Origin of the sequence: Acetobacterium paludosum (genome assembly GCF_008086595.1) — a bacterium.
GTDB classification, from domain to species: Bacteria; Bacillota; Clostridia; order Eubacteriales; family Eubacteriaceae; genus Acetobacterium; species Acetobacterium paludosum.
Window position 1 is genome coordinate 78,882 of the sequence record NZ_RXYA01000011.1, and the last position, 18,495, is coordinate 97,376.

Genomic DNA, 18,495 nt, shown 5'->3' on the forward strand with positions numbered 1-18,495 from the left:
AAAAGAATGAGTGAATTTCGTTATGAACTGATTAAAGAGTGCAAAGACACCGGGGCCCGGGTGGGGAAAATACATACGCCGCATGGAGTTATCAATACGCCGATTTTTATGCCGGTGGGAACACAGGCGACGGTGAAATCACTTTCATCGGAGGACTTGGTCGAAATGGACGCAAATATTATTTTAGGGAATACCTATCATTTGTATTTAAGACCGGGACAGGAGATTATGAAAAAAGCCGGCGGACTCCATCAATTTATGAATTGGAATCGTCCGATATTAACGGATAGCGGGGGATTCCAGGTTTTTTCTTTAAATGAATTAAGAAAGATCACGGAAGACGGTGTTGAATTTATTTCACATTTAGATGGATCCAAACATTTCATGACCCCAGAAAAAGCCATCGATATGCAAAACACCATTGGCGGGGATATTATTATGTGTTTTGATGAATGTGCTCCGGCGGGGGCTGATTATGAATACACAAAAAAATCCATGGAAATGACATCGCGATGGGCAAAAAGGTGCAGTGATGCTCATAAGCGTCCGGAAGATCAAGCCTTGTTTGGGATTGTTCAAGGGGGAATGTTTGAGGACTTACGGGCTCAAAGCGTGAAGGATCTCACGGAAATCGGTTTTCCGGGGTATTCCATTGGCGGTCTTAGTGTGGGAGAATCCAAGGCGGTGATGTATCACATCCTGGATGTCACGACGCCGCTGCTGCCTAAAGATAAACCCCGTTATTTAATGGGCGTAGGGTCTTTAGATGCCCTTTTTGAGGGCACCGTTCGGGGGATCGATATGTTCGACTGTGTGCTCCAAAGCCGTATTGCCAGAAATGGTACCGCCCTTACTAGTCATGGCAAGGTGGTGGTTCGCAATGCGACTTATAAGGAAGATTTTTCACCGGTTGATCCGGAGTGTGATTGTTTCGTTTGCCGAAACTATACCCGGGCTTATATCCGACATTTGATTAAAACCAATGAAATTTTAGGAGCCAGGTTATTGACATATCACAATTTATACTTTACACTTAGAACAATGGAGAAGATTCGACAGGCGATTATGGATGATCATTTATTGGCCTATAAAGAAGCTTTCTTTGAAAAATATGGCATTGCTGAATAAAAATTAAGGAGAATGAATATGGATTATACCATGATTCTTCCTCTGGCGTTAGTACTCGTATTCTTTTATTTCTTTATTCTTAGACCACAACAGAAACAACAAAAAGAAGTTAAAAATATGCGTTCAAGTATGAAACCCGGGGATGAAATTATTACGATTGGTGGATTTTATGGTATTGTTTACGCGATTGGTGAAGAAAATGTAACCATCGAGTTATTGCCTGATTACAATAAAGCGCTGATTACAAAGTCTGCTATTTCTAAAATAGTGAGCGTTGGAGATGCGGTAGAAAAGGAAGAAGAGGTTTTTGAAGAGCTTGATGAAGAGCTTGACGGAGACCAAAAAGTAGTCGATGCCGAATATGAAGAAATCGATGCTGAAAACACTAAAAAAGACGAAAAATAAATTTTGAATCATTAGAAGGGAGTGAACAAATTGAAACACATTAAAATCATTAAAGAGGGTAAACTCACTGATGTAAAAAACCGAGGATGTGGCGAATGTCAAACTTCCTGCCAGTCAGCTTGTAAGACTTCCTGTACCGTGGGAAACCAAAAATGCAAACAAACGACTGAGAAATAATAACAAAAGCCTGAGGGGCTATCTCGTAAGAGATGGCCCTTTTCTTTTGATAAGGAGAAAAATGATACATAAATACAAACTTAACGGACTGAATATTGTTTTGGATGTGGATACCAGCGGCGTGCTGACGGTTGATGACTTAACCTATGAATTATTGGATGGTTATGGAGAAAAGAGCGATGATGAATTAATCAAAGCATTCGGTGAACGATACCCAGCTGCAGAAATAGGCGAATGTCTGGCAGAAATAAAGACATTGAAAGAAGAAGGCATTTTATTTAAAGAAGTAAAATATAAAAAAAACAACTATGCCAATGGCGATCTGATTAAGGCTTTGTGTCTTCATATTGCCCATGACTGCAACCTTAAATGCACGTATTGTTTTGCGGCGCAGGGCGATTTTGACGGCGAAAAAATGCTGATGTCGTTGGAAGTTGGCAAGAAAGCTATCGATTTTATCGTTGCCCAATCAAAAAACAGAGAAAACCTGGAGATCGACTTTTTTGGCGGAGAGCCGCTGATGAATTTAGATGTGGTTAAGGAATTAGTTGTTTATGGTAATGAAATGGCTGAAAAAAATCATAAGAAATTCAAATACACGATGACCACCAATGGGGTATTGCTTAATGAAGAAACCCGGGAATACCTGAATGAAACCATGGACAATATTGTACTGAGTCTTGACGGTCGTAAGGAAGTCAATGACCACATGCGTCAAACCGTTAACGATAAAGGTTCGTATGACATCATCATCAATAACATCAAGGCCATGGCCGAGATGCGCGGCGACAAAGATCATTATGTTCGGGGAACCTATACTCATCACAACCTGGATTTTTCCAGAGATGTGCAATTTTTGGCAGAAGAAGGTTTTAAAAGCATTTCAGTAGAGCCGGTGGTTTCAGAAGCTTCAAAAGACTATGCCATAACTGAAGAAGATCTGCCGGAAATATTTGCGGAATATGATAAGCTGGCATTATCCTATTTAAAACGTCATCAAGACGGACTTCACTATAATTTCTTCCATTTCAATGTAGATTTGGATCATGGCCCGTGTGTCTATAAACGTCTTTCCGGCTGCGGGGCCGGAAGAGACTATGTGGCAGTAACGCCGGAAGGGGACGTCTACCCATGTCATCAATTTGTCGGAAATGAAGCGTTTAAAATGGGCGATGTATTTCAGGGCATAACCAACAATGAAATTAGAAACGAGTTTGAGGCCGGAAATCTGCTGGAAAAGGAAGCCTGTACCCAGTGCTGGTGCAAATATTTCTGCGGCGGTGGATGTCATGCCAATGCCTATAATTTCAACGGTACCATTATGAAACCGCATCATGTCAGTTGTGAAATTGAACGGCGACGCGTTGAAAATGCCATCATGATTTCAATTATTGAAAGTGGCGAACCGGCATAAACCGGTTAGTTTAAACCCTCGGAGGGTTGACTGATTTGAAATAAAAACTACCAAAAAAAGGCGGAAGTAAATACTGGGGGACAATCGTAACAGCAGCTGTCCTCCGAACGATTTTAGAACCCTTAGCTTGAACATTTTTGACAAGTCGTATTATTTATGATAAATTATACCTATCTACAAAAACAATAAAACTTCAAAATCAATCTACAGCAAATGAACTGATTTTAAATTCTCATCATCCAAAACTCAAATTCATTTATTATTATCCACGGAGGCAACTAATTTGGAAAAGAAATCTTTAGAGGATTCAACCGTTGTTGAATTACGCAAACAGGCAGAGCATCTGGGTATCGAAAAAACCAGCCGATTAAAAAAAATTGAGCTGATTGAGGCAATAGAAGAGAAACTGAACCCGGAGTCGGATTTAGAGATAGCTTCTGATACCAATCTGGAATTAAAGGAAGACGAGCCATCACCAGAAGTGAAAAACATAAACAAAAAACAACCCCAGCCGATTCGTCGCAATACCAATGATTCCGCCAATAATGGCAATGGGGGACGTTCACCTTATTATAAAATAAAAGACTCCATGGATAATGTGGTGGTTGAGGAAGGAATCTTAGAAATCGTTCCTGAGGGTTTTGGTTTTGTGAAAAATGCCGAAATGTCGACAAATGAAGAATTTGTGTATATTTCCGCTTCGCAAATACAGAAATTCAAATTAAAAAATGGCGACCTGCTCAGCGGCAAGGTCCGCCCCCCTAAGCCGGGCGAAAAGTATTCGGCGATGCTCTTTTTGGAAAAGGTCAACGGGACAAAAACAGCGGATATTATCCAAAAAATCAACAGCATGTTGTACGTGGATGATAAAAAGGATTTGGACCGATTCAAGAGTTCCCAGGAAGGTATTTTGGATGTAAACCCGGATGGATTTGGGTTTTTGCGAACCAATCATTATTTATCCGGCGATCATGATATTTATGTTGCGGCAAACCAGATCAGGCGCTTTAACCTGCGTACCGGGGATAAAATTGTCGGAAAAATAAAAATGACCGGGGAAAATGAAAAATTCGATGCCTTGCTTTACGTTGAAAAGGTAAATGGCGATATCCCGGAAAAAATTGCGAACCGGCCCAAGTTTGAACGGCTCACCCCGATTTTTCCAGAAGAACGGATCACGTTGGAAACGAATCAGGATGTGATATCAACCCGCATGATTGATCTTTTTTCACCGATGGGAAAGGGCCAGCGGGGATTGATTGTGGCACCTCCTAAAGCCGGTAAAACCATTCTGCTGAAAGAAATCGCCACGGGGATTACGACGAATCATCCCGATATTGAACTGATTATATTGCTGGTGGATGAGCGACCGGAAGAAGTCACGGATATGAAACGCTCCATTGATGCGGATATCGTTTATTCGACGTTTGACCAGCCCCCTGAAAATCATATCAAAGCGGCTGAAATTGTTTTGGAGCGTGGCAAGCGTTTGGTTGAACAGGGAAAAGATGTGGTCATTCTTGTCGACAGCCTGACCCGCCTGACCCGGGGAAACAACCTGGTGGTATCACCTTCAGGAAGAACGCTGTCGGGTGGGCTTGATCCGGAAGCACTATTTTTCCCGAAAAAGTTTTTTGGCTCGGCCAGAAATATTGAAGAGGGTGGGAGTTTGACTATTCTCGCGACGGCGCTTGTTGATACGGGAAGTCGAATGGATGATATTATTTTTGAAGAATTCAAAGGGACTGGCAATATGGAACTTCATCTGGAACGGGATTTGGCTGAACGACGGATTTTCCCGGCGATTAACTTAAATCGGTCAGGGACCCGTCGCGAGGAAAAACTGCTTTCCGATGAAGAACTAAAGGTAAGTTTCCATATCCGAAAATTGTATAAGGGCACAACCGTTTATGATCTGACCGACAAGATTATTTCGATTCTGGAAAGAACAAAAGACAATAAAGCGTTTATAAAAAAATATATTGATAAATTTAACGCACAAAATATTTGATCTTTTAAGAATTGTCTGATATAATGGCTCGGTTGATATAATAACGACGGACAATTAAATAAATAAGAAACGAGGTGGATTCGATGAAAGAAGGCATTCATCCAAATTACAACAAAGCGATAGTTAAGTGTGCATGTGGAAACACATTTGAAACTGGTTCAGTTAAACCGGAATTAAAAGTAGAGATTTGTTCTGCTTGTCACCCCTTTTTCACTGGGAAACAAAAGCTTATTGATACTGGTGGACGTGTTGATCGATTCAATAAAAGATTTGGTTTAAAAGACGAGTCAGCAGAGTAAATAGAAAGTCGGTAAAAGTCGGTTCTTGTAACCGGCTTTTTTCTTGTGTGAAAGCAATACCGGGTATTCGCTTAAGACAAAATTTAAAGAACGATTAGAGTTGAGGTAAGCCAATGGAGATAAGAGAGATGTTGGATAGCGGTCGGCAGGCTCTTAATCAGGCCGAAATTGCAAATCCTGGTTTGGAAGCAGAAATAATTTTAAGCGGTGTTTTAAACTGCGACCGCGTATATTTTTATGCACACCCTTATGAAACGGTAGACTCAATTAAAGAAGAAGCTTATTTTAAAGCCATAAAAAGACGGTGTCAAGATGAGCCGGTTGCCTATATATTAGGGAAAAAAGAATTTATGGGAATGGATTTTTTAGTCAATCAGGATGTTTTAATTCCCCGACCAGATACCGAACCGATGGTGGAATATCTCATCAAACGTTTGAATTCTGACTATCCGAATGGCGCAAAAATTCTGGATTTATGTACCGGCAGCGGAGCCATTGGCATTTCGCTTAAAAAAAATGTCTCTCAGGGAATGGTCGCCCTCAGTGATTTTTCAAAGAAAGCACTTTCGGTCGCAAAGGCCAATGCGGACCACCTGGTGGAAGGCAACCTTGTTTTATATGAAGGAGACCTGTTTAAGGCGATTCCTGAAGGGGAAAAATTTGATCTGATTGTATCGAATCCACCGTACATAAAAAGGACCGATATGGACGGTCTGGCGCCGGATATTTTGCAATATGAGCCTCATATGGCTTTGGACGGCGGCGTCTCAGGTTTAGATTTTTACGAGCGTATTATCGAAGCGGCCGGTCAGTATTTGAGACGGCCGGGATTACTGGCACTGGAAATTGGGGATGAACAAATGGAACCAGTTTTTAATTTATTAACCCGGCATGGTTATGTTCAAATAGAGAAAATCTTTGATCTTGCCGGCCATGTGCGAAGCTTAATCGGAAAAACGACCGAAAAATAATGATAAAAGACAATAATAACAGGGCAATATTCATAAATAGAGATGACGTCTTTAGAAAATTGTGATAAAATAAAAGAGCATAATATGAAAAAAATAATTAACAGACGCATAGCGGAGGTAAGATATGGTATCGGCAGGTGATTTTAAAAAAGGTGTTACGTTTGAAATGGATGGAAACACTTTTACGATTATTGAGTTCCAACACGTAAAACCCGGAAAAGGCGCAGCTTTTGTTCGAACAAAGATTCGAAATGTTATTTCTGGAGCAGTGGTTGAAAAAACATTTAACCCAACAGAAAAATATCCTAAAGCTCAGGTTGAAACAAGAGAAATGCAGTATCTATATGAAGACGGCGGCTTGTATTATTTCATGGATGGCGAAACTTATGAACAGATTCCATTGAATTTTGCCCAGGTTGAAGACGCCTTGAAGTATTTAAAAGAAAATGATAATGCCACCGTTCGTTCGCTTAAAGGCATTGCTTTTTCGGTTGAACCACCAAACTTTGTAGAATTAAAAATTGAAAAAACAGATCCCGGCTTCAAAGGTGATACAGCAACCGGTGGAAATAAGCCGGCAACTGTTGAAACAGGAGCAGTTATTATGGTTCCCCTTTTCGTAGAACAGGGTGATGTTATTCGAATCGATACCCGAACGGGTGATTATATGGAAAGGGTATAAAAATGAAATATATTAATGAAAAAGTCGCTTACACCAAAGGCTTGGTGGATGGTTTAGAATTGGATCAAACCTCAAATGAGGGAAAAGTTCTGGTCCAGGTCCTGGATATTCTTGAAGACATCGTCGATGCTTTAGACGGTATCACCGAAGCTCAGGAAGAACTGGAAGAATATGTTGAAATGGTTGATGATGATCTGTCAGATTTAGAAGATTTCGTTCTTGATGAAGACGGCATTTTTGATGATGACGATGAGGACTATGAGTTTGATGATGAGGATTACTACGAAGTGATTTGTCCAGAATGCGGGAATGTTTATATCACGGAGTTTGAAGCGTTTGAAAGCAATTCAGTTGTCTGTCCGGATTGCGGAGCTCCATTTGTACTTGATGAAGAAGTCAACTGCTGTGGTGAAGATGGTTGTGATTGTCACCAGGAAGTTTAATGAGTTTAGGTAGAGAAGATGAAAAAGGAAATGATAAATATGCAGTCCCCCGATATTAACGACGAAATGATTTGTTCGATTGTCAGCCTTGCAGCTACCGGCGTTAATGGTGTGGAACGTATTTCATTAAAAATTACTGATGAAATCATGGATAAATTATCTCTAACTACCACCATTAAAGGAGTCAAAATTGGCCGTGAACCTGAAGGGTTGACGATTTGGGTTTATTTGATTACCGAACCGGGCGTTGACATTGTAAAAGTTTCAAACGAGGTTCAGAATAAAATCAAAGGTGCGGTTGAATCAATGGCAGATTTACAGGTAGTTGCGGTTAATGTAAGAATTGAAGGTTCTGGTATTTAGGAGTTGTTTCAAGACTCAAGATTGTCCGTCCTTGTGATTATCCTTGATATGAATGAGCTGAGAGTGGACACTGCTTAGGTGTCCGCTTCAAGGCGTCTCAACGGATATTCAGCAATGCCGGACAATCGATCAGAGTTTTGCAATGGCTCCTTTATTAAGTTGTCAGACATTCAAATTAACCCCAAGAAGGAGAACACATGAGTCGAAAAAAAGAAAGGGAATATGCTTTAAAAGGTATATTTCAACTAGACTTTCACACAGAACCAGGAGATTTTTCTGATAGTATTGCCTATTTTATAGAAGATAATGCCCTGGATCTTGATTATGGAAAAACTTTAATCGATGCAACTGAATCTCATCTTGCTGAGATTGATGAGATTTTAGATGAATATTTAAAAAGCACATGGAAAATTGACAGAATTCCGAAGGTCGAAAAATCAATCTTACGGATGGCGATTTGCGAATTGCTCTTTATGGAAGAAAAAGTTCCCTTTGAAGTAGTCATTAACGAGGCGATTGAACTTACTAAAAAATTTGGGGATGAGGACGGAAAAAACTACGTCAATGGTATTTTGAATAAAATTGTTAAGGATAGACAACATGTGTGCCCTTAGTCTTGGAATTGATACCAGTAACTATACTACTTCGGTTGCCTTAGTTGACGAAAAAGAAAACATTATTTATAAAAAGGGCATCCTATTGGAAGTGAAGTCAGGAGAAAGAGGACTTCGTCAATCGGATGCTCTTTTTCAGCACGTAAATAATTTGCCGCTTTTACTAAAAGAACTGGCAAGGGGAAGAGAAATAGCAGTCATCTGTTACTCACAACGGCCCCGACCTTTGCCTGATTCTTATATGCCTGTTTTCAGAGCCGGCGAATCCCTGGCAAAATCGTTAGCCGCGGTTTTAAACGTGAAGCTGTTAGGCGTCAGTCATCAAGAAGACCATATCCGTGCGGCGATCTATGGAAGCGGGTCACCGATATTGGAAGATTCGTTTTGTGCGGTTCATTTTTCCGGCGGGACATCGGAGCTTCTTTTGGTGAACAAAGAAAAAATTGGTTATCGTTGCGAGATTATCGCTAAAACACTGGACTTAAATGCCGGGCAATTAGTCGATCGTATTGGCGTGCTCATGGGGTGTGATTTTCCCGCCGGCAGGGCGGTTGAAAAACTTGCAGAAAAGGCGATGCTTCAAAAGCAGGAAAATAATTGCATCATTTCAACTTCAATGGCAGGTTCGGATTTTCATTTTTCAGGACAGGAAAACCAGGTGGCAAATTATTTAAAAAGCGGTGTTGACAAAAGTGTCGTTGCCTACCATTTGCTGAAAGCCATTGCTAAAACCCTATCAAAATCGATTGTGCAGCTGCAAAAAAAACATGCCTTTCATTCGGTTTTGTTTTCCGGCGGAGTGATGTCCAACCAGATTATAAAAGCATGCATCATCAAAGAATTGGCGCAATCCGGAATTCGGCTGTGTTTTTCACCCGGGGAGTACGCAAGAGACAATGCGATCGGAAATGCCTTAATGGGCATGGATTATTTTAAAACACTAGGGGGTGAAATCCGTGACAAGTGCTAGAATACTCAGCGTTTCTGAAGTGAATCAATATCTTAAAACCTTATTGGAATCGAACAGTCTCTTGAAAAATCTCACGATTCAGGGAGAGCTTTCCAATGTTAAACGGGCAGCTTCCGGTCATCTGTATTTTTCGCTAAAAGATGCAACCAGCAAAATTGATTGCGTGATGTTTAAAAATGCGGCACTGGGACTGAAATTTATTCCCAAGGAAGGGCAGCAGGTAACACTGCGGGGAAGCCTGGGGGTTTATCTGCCCAGCGGACAATATCAGATTACGGTAAGGTCAATGGAGCCTCAGGGGGTAGGCGACCTTTTTCAGGCATACCTGGCCCTAAAGAGCGAACTGGAAGCCCAAGGATATTTTGATCAGGAGCGAAAAAAGAAACTTCCAGAAATCATCAGCCGCGTCGGGATTGTTACCTCACCAACCGGCGCGGCGATTAAGGACATGATCGCGATCATAAAAAGGCGGAATCCTCTGATCGATATTGTCATCTATCCGAGTCTTGTTCAAGGGGACGAAGCCCCTAAAAACATCATTCAGGGTATTCGGATGTTTAATGAGCGGCAATCTGTGGATGTAATCGTCATCGGTCGGGGCGGTGGGTCGATTGAAGACCTCTGGGCTTTCAATGATAAGAATCTGGCCAGGGCGATTTTAGAATCCGAGCTGCCGGTTATATCCGCAGTTGGTCATGAAATAGATTATACCATTTCAGATTTTGTTTCCGATCTTCGGGCCCCCACTCCTTCTGGGGCAGCTGAACTGGTGGCGGAGGAAACGATGAGCATGACCCGGGCCCTGGTACAGCTTAAAAGGCGATTAATTCAGTCGCTGGAAACGAAAATAGTGTCAAACCGGGAGCAGCTGGGGCGCATGAAAAAAGAGTTATTGCGTTTTCATCCCCGGGAACGAATTGGGGATATGCGGCTGCATTTAGATGTCATCCAGGAACGGATGTTACGTTCAGTGAAAGGTCGTTTAAAAAATGACCGGCTCCAAATAAAAAACATTGAAATGCGTCTGGGCTTGATGAATCCGATGAATGTACTAAAAAAGGGTTATGTCCGGGTCACTGATAACCAGGGGTTATCGATTGGTTCAGTCGCTGGATTGAAGGTGGATCAACGCATTATGCTGCATTTTATTGATGGTGAAGTTGATGCTGAGATTCGATCGATTAAGGAGAATTAATAATGGCGGTAAAAAAACTAAAAAGCAAAATAAGTCGTTTGGAAACCATTGCTGAATTGCTTGAGGATGATAATCAGGAGATTGAAGCATCGATGAAACTTTTTGAAGAAGGCATGAAGCTGATCAAAGAATGCAATGGGGATTTGGATACGTTGGAGGGGAAAATTACAATCATGATTGATGGGGAAGAAAAGGATTTTGAAGGGAGCGCTGAGTAGTGAATGATTTTAAAGCTGACTTTAAGACCAAAGGCCTTAAAATCAATCAACATCTGGAAAAAGCGTTTCAGCAAAGTATTGATGCTCCGGAAGTAATCATCGAAGCGATGAAGTACAGTCTTTTCGCTGGTGGGAAACGGTTGCGTCCGATTTTAATGATTGAAACTTGCCGGGCATTAGAAGGCGATGTGAATGTCATTATGCCATTGGCGTTAGGGATGGAAATGCTTCACACCTATTCTTTGATTCATGATGATTTACCAGCGATGGATAATGACGATCTGAGACGGGGAAAGCCGACCAATCACAAGATGTTTGGGGAAGCGACGGCTATTTTAGCCGGCGACGGGTTGCTGAACTTTGGGGTAGAAACGATGCTGCAGGGCACCAAAGGGCTATCCGGTGAAAGGCTGAGCAATTATATTGGCGCCATGAAAATCATCATGAGTGCATCGGGAATCAATGGGATGATTGGCGGACAAGTGGCTGATATGCTAAGTGAAGAACGGGTGATCAGTCTGGAGGAAATGGATTATATTCATTTGCATAAAACCTCGGCACTGCTAGAAGCCTGTGTCCAAAGCGGTTGTATTATTGCCAGGGCGGAACCGGCAACCCAGGGCCGATTAATCAGTTACAGTCAACGAATTGGTCTGGCCTTTCAAATTGTGGATGATATCCTGGATATCGAAGGCAATGAAGAAGAGTTGGGAAAACCGGTTGGCAGTGATGAAAAAAATCACAAATCGACATTTGTATCTTTGTACGGCATGGAAGCTTCTAAATTAAAGGTTGCTGAACTTGAGCACGAAGCTGTAGGGATGCTTAAACCGATTGGCGTCAATACGAATTTTCTTGAAAAATTAGCGCGCTATATTTGTCAACGGCAAAAATAGTGTGTTATAATTAAAGTTCAGGTGGCGCAGTATTCTAGTCGGCACTGTCAATCTTCAGGGCGGGCCTAAAAATCCGTCGAAGGGCATATCGATGAAGTCCCTTGTTTTTGCCTTTGACGCCCAGTTGAGGGCTGATTCAGGGGGTTAAGGAGGATGGGGCGATCTGCAATGGCATGCGGGCGTTGACCCTGCCTCCGTGGAGACCTGTTAATTCAGGAGTAACCTGTGAATGTGTTGAATTTTTCGATACTGAAGCAGTGTAGCCTGCCTTGAGTGGATTAGGTGGATGGATGGACAGTTTCATAAGCTTTAGGGCCCAAAGTTTTGGAATATTGCTGCCCGAAACCTAATCTGCAAAAGAGGCTAAGGATTGATGTGTGCTGTTGAGGAAAACTCCTAGGCTGCTCGTCAGAGGTATTATTAGGATTATGGTGCACACTCAGTGGTAATTCAGTCCTGTAGTTGGCGACACTACAGAGTGTACATAAAGGGAAACCGCTGGAACGGCGACGTTTCAGCCGTACATTGGGAAATCCTGCTGGACCTAAGTCGCAAAGTTTACTAATAATACTGCCACCTGAATAAGTAATTATTTAAGGAATTATGATGTTTCATAGTTCCTTTTATTGTATAATGATGTATAAATAGTCATCGTATCAGGGAGCAATTTATGAAAAAAAAGATTTCAAAAAAAGAACTAAAAGAGAAACGGCACCGCAGGTGGGTGCTGATTATTACCCTTTCGACATTTTTTCTGACCATGCTTTTTAGTTACATTTCAGATTTTTTGCTTTCCAATACGCCTATTTTTGTTGCTTTTATAATTTTATTCTTAATTGTTTTATTGGGAATCCTTGCGGATATTATTGGCGTTGCAGTGACTGCTGTAAGTCTGGAGCCTTTTAATGCCATGGCATCAAAAAGAATAAAGGGCGCAAAAACTTCGGTTGATTTGGTTAAAAATGCTTCGCGGGTTTCTAACTTCTGTAACGACGTTATCGGGGATATTTGCGGGATTGTCAGCGGCGCGACGACCATTACCATTGTGATCCAACTGGGAACCCACTACCCGTTATTAAACGTGGCGGTGATAACTTTAATACTCAGCAGTGTGGTTGCCTGCATAACCGTTGGCGGAAAAGCTTTGGGAAAAGACCTGGCTATGAAAAATGGAACAGCAATCATACATGGAATATCGAGTCTGATTGCCAGTTTTAAAATAACTTTTAGAGGAAAAGAATAAGAATAAATATAAAAAAATATGAGATATTATGAAAAGAGGAAAATTTGAAAGAACGTTTAGATAAATTATTGGTGAGCCAGGAACTGTTTGAAACCCGGGAACGGGCAAAGAAAGCGATTATGGCAGGGCTTGTACAGGTAGACGGAGAAATTAAGGATAAAGCCGGTGATCTTGTTGATACCGCGGCAACGATTCTTATAAAAGGCGGCGATATGCCCTATGTCAGCCGCGGCGGATTGAAGCTGGAAAAAGGATTGGCTGTTTTTGGTATGGCAGTGACGGAAAAAACATTGATTGATATCGGATCTTCCACCGGAGGTTTTACCGATTGTCTGCTTCAAAATGGGGCGAAGAAGGTTTATTCAGTCGACGTTGGTTATGGTCAGTTAGACTGGCGCTTGAGAAATGATCCCCGGGTTGTTTCGATGGAGCGAACAAATTTCAGATATCTTACGGCGGAAACAATCTCAGAAATGGTGGATGGCACCGTAATGGATGTATCATTTATTTCAATTACCAAGCTGATTCCCGCTATCAAAACATTTATGAAACCTGGCGCCCAGGGAATTTGGTTGATTAAACCGCAGTTTGAGGCGGGCCGGAATCGGGTGGGAAATGGCGTCATCAGAGATAAAAAAATTCATTCAGAGATCCTGCTTGAAGTATTGAGTTCGATTGAAAACCAGGGCTTTACGGTAAAAGGACTCGATTTTTCGCCGATTCAGGGACCGAAAGGAAATATTGAATTCCTTGTCTATGTGGAAAACACGGAACCGGATGAAGGGGGAAACTGGAGTCAGACAGTTGAACTGATTGTTGCAGCTGCTCATGAAAGTTGCAAAAAAAAGAAGAAACCGATTGATGAATAGGAAGTGATGATTGGTGAACAAAGATATAAGTGAGATTGGTATCTATCTGAACATGGAAAAGCCGGATAGTAAAGCTCTGGCGGAACGTTGCATCGCCTATTTGATTAATCTTGGCTTTAAGATTGCCTTGCTGGAAGGGCAGATTCAGGTTCAACACGAGTTGATTCATTATTATGCAAGCAGTGTTTTTTATAAAAAACCGGATTGCATTATTGTACTTGGCGGAGATGGAACGCTGTTGTACGTTGCCCGAAGAACCTGTTATTACAGCGTGCCGATTTTCGGAATCAATCTCGGAAAGTTAGGCTTCTTAACAGAGGGCGAAGCCGCCCACTACGAGGAGGCACTAAGAAATCTCACGACTGGTCATTATTCGATTGAGGAACGGATGATGTTGGACTGCATTATTACCAGGAAAAATTCAATCCCCCATGATTATATCGCGCTAAACGATGTTCTGGTAAAAAGTCGCGGCTCCCGGATGATGGAGATTAGGGCATCTGCCAACGGATCGACCATCGATATATTCCGAGCGGATGGCGTGATCGTTTCAACACCAACCGGTTCCACCGGGTATTCATTGGCGGCTGGGGGCCCATTGGTTTCCCCACGGGCCAATGTGATGATACTCAACCCGATTTGTCCCCATCGTCTTCATGATCGGGCCTATATACTGCCGGAAGACGAGGTGGTTACCTTAGAGTTTGGAGAACGGGAACAAGACCTTGTCGTCACACTGGATGGTCAAACGACCGTTTCCATTACCCCCGAGGATAAGGTTCAGGTTCAAAAATCTTCTTACTGCACCCGCTTGATTCGTCTCAACGAAATGAGCAGTTATGAACGCTTGAGAATTAAACTGATGAGTGATATCGAAGAATAATTAAAGATGAGTAGGAGGCAAACTGAGATGAAAGTATCGCGGCAATTAAAAATTATTGAAATTATCGAAAACAATTTAATAGAAACCCAGGAAGATCTGGCCCAGGCTCTGAAAAATTTGGGATTTACCGTAACCCAGGCGACGATTTCCAGAGATATTAAGGAGTTGAAATTAATCAAGGTCATGAGCCATGATGGCATCCAGCATTATGCACCGCTTAAAGATATTGGCAGTATCTATAATGAACGGGTCAATGCTGTTTTTAAGGAGTCCGTTTTAACCATTGATTATGTTGAAAACACGATTGTCTTGAGAACCCTGCCGGCCATGGCACAAGCCGCTGCCCTTGCGATTGATTCGTTGGAGTGGTCTGAAATTGTGGGAACGATTGCCGGGGACGATACCATTTTCGTTTTAATCCGTAATCGTGATATGATGGCTGAAATTGTCGGGAAATTTAAAAAGTTGATGAAATAAGGGAGGGCTCTATGCTGAGAAATCTCGTTGTAAAAAATTATGCGCTGATTGATCATTTAGCAGTTGATTTTAATCAGGGTCTGAATGTGATCACCGGGGAAACCGGTGCTGGAAAATCGATTGTGATTGATGCGTTAACCCTGGTATTGGGAAATCGCGGAAATAAAAATAATATTCGTCAAGGTGAAAACAAGATGACGGTGCAAGGGCTTTTTGACATTAGCGAACAAAAGAAGCTGATTGAAAAGTGCGAAACATTTGGCGTTCCCATTGAAGAGGGGCAGTTGGTTTTAACCCGGGAGCTTGATGATCATGGACGAAATGTCTGTCGCGCCAACGGGCTGATCATAACTGTTTCGCAGCTGAAAAATATTGGCGACGACCTGATGGATATTCATGGCCAGCATGAGCACCAATCCCTATTTAAACGTGAAAACCATCGTCAGCTTTTAGATGCTTTTGGGGGCGAGAGCAATGCAAAATATCGCGAACAGATAGCAGCGTATGCAAAGGTGATTAAAGAAATCAGAAGTCAAATAGATGAATTGAAAATAAATGAACGGGAATTGGAACGAGAAAAAGAAAACCTCCAGTTTGAAATAGCAGAAATAGAAAGCGCTGGTTTGGAAACCGGAGAAGATGACCGGCTGGCAGAAGAAAAAAAAATTTTAGAAAATAAAGAACGGCTTTTTTCGAATGTCAGTCGGGCTTATGAGTTGCTTCAGGGTGAAACAATAGATCAGAATTCAATCCTTGATGCAATGGGAATGTTACAGGAAAACATTTCGGAAACGGCTAAAATTGACAGCAGCTTTGAAGAAAAGCTTGAACGCATCAACGGGTTGTTTAGCGAGGTCGAAAGTCTTTCTTTTGAAATCCGATCCTATTTAGACGATATTGAATATAATCTGGGGGATTTGGATGAAATTGAAGCCCGCCTCGGAATTATTGACAAACTCAAGCGTAAGTACGGGACTGACATCAGCGAAATACTGGCTTATGCTGATGACATAAAAAATCGATTAAAGGGCTTGCTGAATCGGGATGAAAACCTTCAATCTTATTATCAGGAGTTAAGCAAACTGCAGGAAAAGTATCAAAAAGTCAGTCAATTACTTTATGATTTACGGGTAAAATCAGGGAAATCATTAAAAAAAGCCCTGGAAAAAGAACTGCGCGAGCTGGCCATGGAAAAGGTCCAGGTCGAAATTTCAATCGAACATGACATCGGGCGGTTTGCTTCCAATGGACAAGATACGGTGGAGTTCTTAATTTCCGTAAATCCGGGACAACCGCCGAAGCCTTTAGGGAAAGTTGCATCCGGTGGGGAAATATCACGAATTATGTTGAGTATCAAAAGCATCTTTGGCGGACTGGATGCTATCGAAACCATGGTATTTGATGAAATCGACACCGGCATCAGCGGAAGAACGGCTCAGGTCGTGGCAGAAAAGATTCAGGCACTGACGGTGACTCCTCCCAATGGTCGCCAAATTATTTGTATTACCCACCTACCACAGATCGCAGCCATGGCCGATCAGCATTTTATGGTTGAAAAACGGAACGTGGGAGATACCGTGGATGTTCAATTCGTATCATTGGATGAAAAGGGTAAAAAAGAGGAGCTTTCCCGAATGCTTGGCGGGGCAGAGGTTACTCAAAAAACATGGGATCATGCTCAGGAGATGCTGGAATTAAGCCAAAAAGCAAAAAAAACAAAAAAAATGAAAGAGAACAAAATATTGTCTTAACATTTTAGGCATTATTGGATAAAATAAAGATTGTTAAAAATTTATTTAAGTTAAGGAGATATAAATTGGAAAGAAAAGTACCTATTGGGTTATCAAACAAACACATTCATTTATCACAGACAGATTTAGAGGCGTTATTTGGCAAAGGTTACCAATTAACACCAATGAAAGATTTATCACAACCCGGACAATTCGCTTGTGAAGAAAAGGTTGATGTTGTTGGACCTAAAGGAAAACAAACAATGCGTATTCTTGGACCAGTGCGACCTGAAACACAGATTGAGGTTTCAATTGGCGATGGTTTTGTATTAGGGCTTAAGGTTCCGATTCGAAATTCAGGCGATATTGACGGTACACCTGGTGTAAAAATTGTCGGACCGGCAGGAGAAATTGAAATTGGAAAAGGCGTTCTTGTTGCAGGACGACATATTCATATGAGTCCTGATGAAGCGAAAACTTACAATTTGAAGGATAAAGATGTTGTTTCGGTTAAATTAGACGGCCCACGTGGTTTAACTTTTGATAACGTGTTAGTACGTGTTAATCCTAATTACCTTTTAGATATGCATATTGACGTTGAAGAAGGAAATGCAGCGGGAGCTAAAAACGGTCAAACGGCAACCATTCTTTAATCATGATTGCACCTGATCCCATTGCGTTTTCCGTATTTGGACTTAAAGTGCACTGGTATGGTATTCTAATTGCCAGTGCTTTGCTTATCGGATTGTTAATTGCCATAAAACGCGCACCTAAATATGGAATCGACCCAGATACTATTTTGGATTTTTTTCTTTTTATGACACCAGCAATAGTCATTGGCGCCCGTCTTTATTATGTTGTTTTCAATTATGCGTATTATGTAGATCACCCGGGCGAAATCATTGCCACCTGGGATGGCGGTCTTGCCATTCACGGCGGGATCATTGCCGGAGTCATTGTGGCGATTATTTTATGTCGGGTAAAAAAGATCCGTTTTATGACCTTTGCCGATGCGGTGATAGTGGGTTTGCCTTTAGGGCAGGCTATCGGGCGATGGGGGAATTTCTTTAATCAGGAGGCTTATGGTACCCAAACAAATCTGCCATGGGCAATTACGGTTAATGATGCAGCGCTTGGAATGATTCGGGTCCATCCCACTTTTTTATATGAATCAATCTGGGATTTGCTCGTTTTTGGCTGCCTCTTTTTTTATGAGCGTAAATTAAAAAAGGCTGATGGAGAACTGCTATTTGTTTACCTTGGTTTATATTCGATTGGTCGTTTTTTCATCGAAGGTTTGAGAACCGACAGCCTGATGTTTTTAGGGCTCCGAACGGCGCAGCTTATCAGTTTACTTTTGGTTATTGTTGCCGGTATCGGACTCTGCTATCTTCGGAAAAATGAAAATCGATTTCCCAATTCATTAAAAATAAATAAATAGATATTAATAGTAATTAGTAAAAAGGGGGAGCGTAAGCTCTTTCTTTTTATGCTTTTTTGGCTGATT

Annotated in this window: 22 protein-coding genes; all 22 read left to right on the forward strand. The window is 41.6% G+C overall.

The genetic code is table 11. The annotated features are described in order from the left end of the window. The first annotated feature begins 6 nt into the window (after positions 1 to 6). The 22 genes from tgt to lgt all read left to right on the forward strand — a co-directional run bounded on the left by tgt (position 7) and on the right by lgt (position 18,429). Positions 7 to 1,128 (forward strand): tRNA guanosine(34) transglycosylase Tgt, encoded by a 1,122-nt coding sequence (gene tgt, locus FZC41_RS11825; protein WP_148567618.1) that lies wholly within the window; start codon positions 7 to 9, stop codon positions 1,126 to 1,128. An 18-nt stretch (positions 1,129 to 1,146) separates the two neighbouring features. Next, entirely contained in the window at positions 1,147 to 1,533 is a 387-nt protein-coding gene (yajC, locus tag FZC41_RS11830) for a preprotein translocase subunit YajC (protein WP_148567619.1), read from the forward strand. 30 nt (positions 1,534 to 1,563) lie between these two features. Continuing rightward, the gene (gene scfA, locus FZC41_RS11835; RefSeq protein ID WP_083837856.1) at positions 1,564 to 1,710 is read left to right on the forward strand and encodes a six-cysteine ranthipeptide SCIFF; all 147 of its coding nucleotides are present in this window, start codon (positions 1,564 to 1,566) and stop codon (positions 1,708 to 1,710) included. A gap of 61 nt (positions 1,711 to 1,771) precedes the next feature. After that, on the forward strand, positions 1,772 to 3,124 hold the full coding sequence (gene scfB / locus FZC41_RS11840; protein WP_148567620.1) for a thioether cross-link-forming SCIFF peptide maturase: 1,353 nt from the start codon (positions 1,772 to 1,774) through the stop codon (positions 3,122 to 3,124). A 283-nt stretch (positions 3,125 to 3,407) separates the two neighbouring features. Beyond that, complete coding sequence (gene rho, locus FZC41_RS11845) at positions 3,408 to 5,135, forward strand: transcription termination factor Rho (RefSeq protein WP_148567621.1); 1,728 nt, start codon at positions 3,408 to 3,410, stop codon at positions 5,133 to 5,135. Positions 5,136 to 5,218: 83 nt separating this feature from the next. After that, positions 5,219 to 5,434 (forward strand): 50S ribosomal protein L31, encoded by a 216-nt coding sequence (gene rpmE / locus FZC41_RS11850; RefSeq protein WP_148567622.1) that lies wholly within the window; start codon positions 5,219 to 5,221, stop codon positions 5,432 to 5,434. A gap of 113 nt (positions 5,435 to 5,547) precedes the next feature. Next, the gene (gene prmC / locus FZC41_RS11855) at positions 5,548 to 6,405 is read left to right on the forward strand and encodes a peptide chain release factor N(5)-glutamine methyltransferase (protein ID WP_148567623.1); all 858 of its coding nucleotides are present in this window, start codon (positions 5,548 to 5,550) and stop codon (positions 6,403 to 6,405) included. A 124-nt stretch (positions 6,406 to 6,529) separates the two neighbouring features. Further along, positions 6,530 to 7,087 carry an elongation factor P gene (gene efp, locus FZC41_RS11860; RefSeq protein ID WP_148567624.1) on the forward strand — a complete coding sequence of 186 codons (558 nt, stop codon included), beginning with the start codon at positions 6,530 to 6,532 and terminating at the stop codon, positions 7,085 to 7,087. Positions 7,088 to 7,089: 2 nt separating this feature from the next. Then, the gene (locus FZC41_RS11865) at positions 7,090 to 7,530 is read left to right on the forward strand and encodes a CD1247 N-terminal domain-containing protein (protein ID WP_148567625.1); all 441 of its coding nucleotides are present in this window, start codon (positions 7,090 to 7,092) and stop codon (positions 7,528 to 7,530) included. An 18-nt stretch (positions 7,531 to 7,548) separates the two neighbouring features. Further along, positions 7,549 to 7,893, forward strand: coding sequence for an Asp23/Gls24 family envelope stress response protein (locus tag FZC41_RS11870; RefSeq protein WP_148567626.1), 345 nt, complete (start codon positions 7,549 to 7,551; stop codon positions 7,891 to 7,893). 197 nt (positions 7,894 to 8,090) lie between these two features. Then, on the forward strand, positions 8,091 to 8,507 hold the full coding sequence (gene nusB / locus FZC41_RS11875; RefSeq protein ID WP_148567627.1) for a transcription antitermination factor NusB: 417 nt from the start codon (positions 8,091 to 8,093) through the stop codon (positions 8,505 to 8,507). Further along, positions 8,494 to 9,477 carry a Kae1-like domain-containing protein gene (locus FZC41_RS11880; protein ID WP_148567628.1) on the forward strand — a complete coding sequence of 328 codons (984 nt, stop codon included), beginning with the start codon at positions 8,494 to 8,496 and terminating at the stop codon, positions 9,475 to 9,477. The genes nusB and FZC41_RS11880 overlap by 14 nt, the downstream gene beginning before the upstream one ends. Next, on the forward strand, positions 9,464 to 10,672 hold the full coding sequence (gene xseA / locus FZC41_RS11885) for an exodeoxyribonuclease VII large subunit (RefSeq protein WP_170253975.1): 1,209 nt from the start codon (positions 9,464 to 9,466) through the stop codon (positions 10,670 to 10,672). Before FZC41_RS11880 ends, xseA begins: the two co-directional genes overlap by 14 nt. A 2-nt stretch (positions 10,673 to 10,674) precedes the next feature. Next, positions 10,675 to 10,890 carry an exodeoxyribonuclease VII small subunit gene (xseB, locus tag FZC41_RS11890; protein WP_148567630.1) on the forward strand — a complete coding sequence of 72 codons (216 nt, stop codon included), beginning with the start codon at positions 10,675 to 10,677 and terminating at the stop codon, positions 10,888 to 10,890. Continuing rightward, the gene (locus FZC41_RS11895; protein ID WP_243136711.1) at positions 10,890 to 11,786 is read left to right on the forward strand and encodes a polyprenyl synthetase family protein; all 897 of its coding nucleotides are present in this window, start codon (positions 10,890 to 10,892) and stop codon (positions 11,784 to 11,786) included. Before xseB ends, FZC41_RS11895 begins: the two co-directional genes overlap by 1 nt. A 670-nt stretch (positions 11,787 to 12,456) precedes the next feature. Next, on the forward strand, positions 12,457 to 13,029 hold the full coding sequence (locus tag FZC41_RS11900; protein ID WP_148567631.1) for a hypothetical protein: 573 nt from the start codon (positions 12,457 to 12,459) through the stop codon (positions 13,027 to 13,029). Positions 13,030 to 13,073: 44 nt separating this feature from the next. Continuing rightward, positions 13,074 to 13,898, forward strand: coding sequence for a TlyA family RNA methyltransferase (locus FZC41_RS11905; protein ID WP_148567632.1), 825 nt, complete (start codon positions 13,074 to 13,076; stop codon positions 13,896 to 13,898). A gap of 13 nt (positions 13,899 to 13,911) precedes the next feature. Beyond that, the gene (locus FZC41_RS11910) at positions 13,912 to 14,781 is read left to right on the forward strand and encodes an NAD(+)/NADH kinase (RefSeq protein ID WP_243136712.1); all 870 of its coding nucleotides are present in this window, start codon (positions 13,912 to 13,914) and stop codon (positions 14,779 to 14,781) included. A 27-nt stretch (positions 14,782 to 14,808) separates the two neighbouring features. Continuing rightward, positions 14,809 to 15,258 carry an arginine repressor gene (locus FZC41_RS11915; protein ID WP_148567633.1) on the forward strand — a complete coding sequence of 150 codons (450 nt, stop codon included), beginning with the start codon at positions 14,809 to 14,811 and terminating at the stop codon, positions 15,256 to 15,258. An 11-nt stretch (positions 15,259 to 15,269) separates the two neighbouring features. Beyond that, entirely contained in the window at positions 15,270 to 17,009 is a 1,740-nt protein-coding gene (recN, locus tag FZC41_RS11920) for a DNA repair protein RecN (RefSeq protein WP_148567634.1), read from the forward strand. A gap of 65 nt (positions 17,010 to 17,074) precedes the next feature. Next, on the forward strand, positions 17,075 to 17,641 hold the full coding sequence (gene pduL, locus FZC41_RS11925; protein WP_148567635.1) for a phosphate propanoyltransferase: 567 nt from the start codon (positions 17,075 to 17,077) through the stop codon (positions 17,639 to 17,641). Positions 17,642 to 17,643: 2 nt separating this feature from the next. Continuing rightward, positions 17,644 to 18,429: a prolipoprotein diacylglyceryl transferase gene (gene lgt, locus FZC41_RS11930; RefSeq protein ID WP_148567636.1), complete on the forward strand. Its 786-nt coding sequence runs from the start codon at positions 17,644 to 17,646 to the stop codon at positions 18,427 to 18,429. The last annotated feature ends 66 nt before the right edge of the window (positions 18,430 to 18,495 follow it).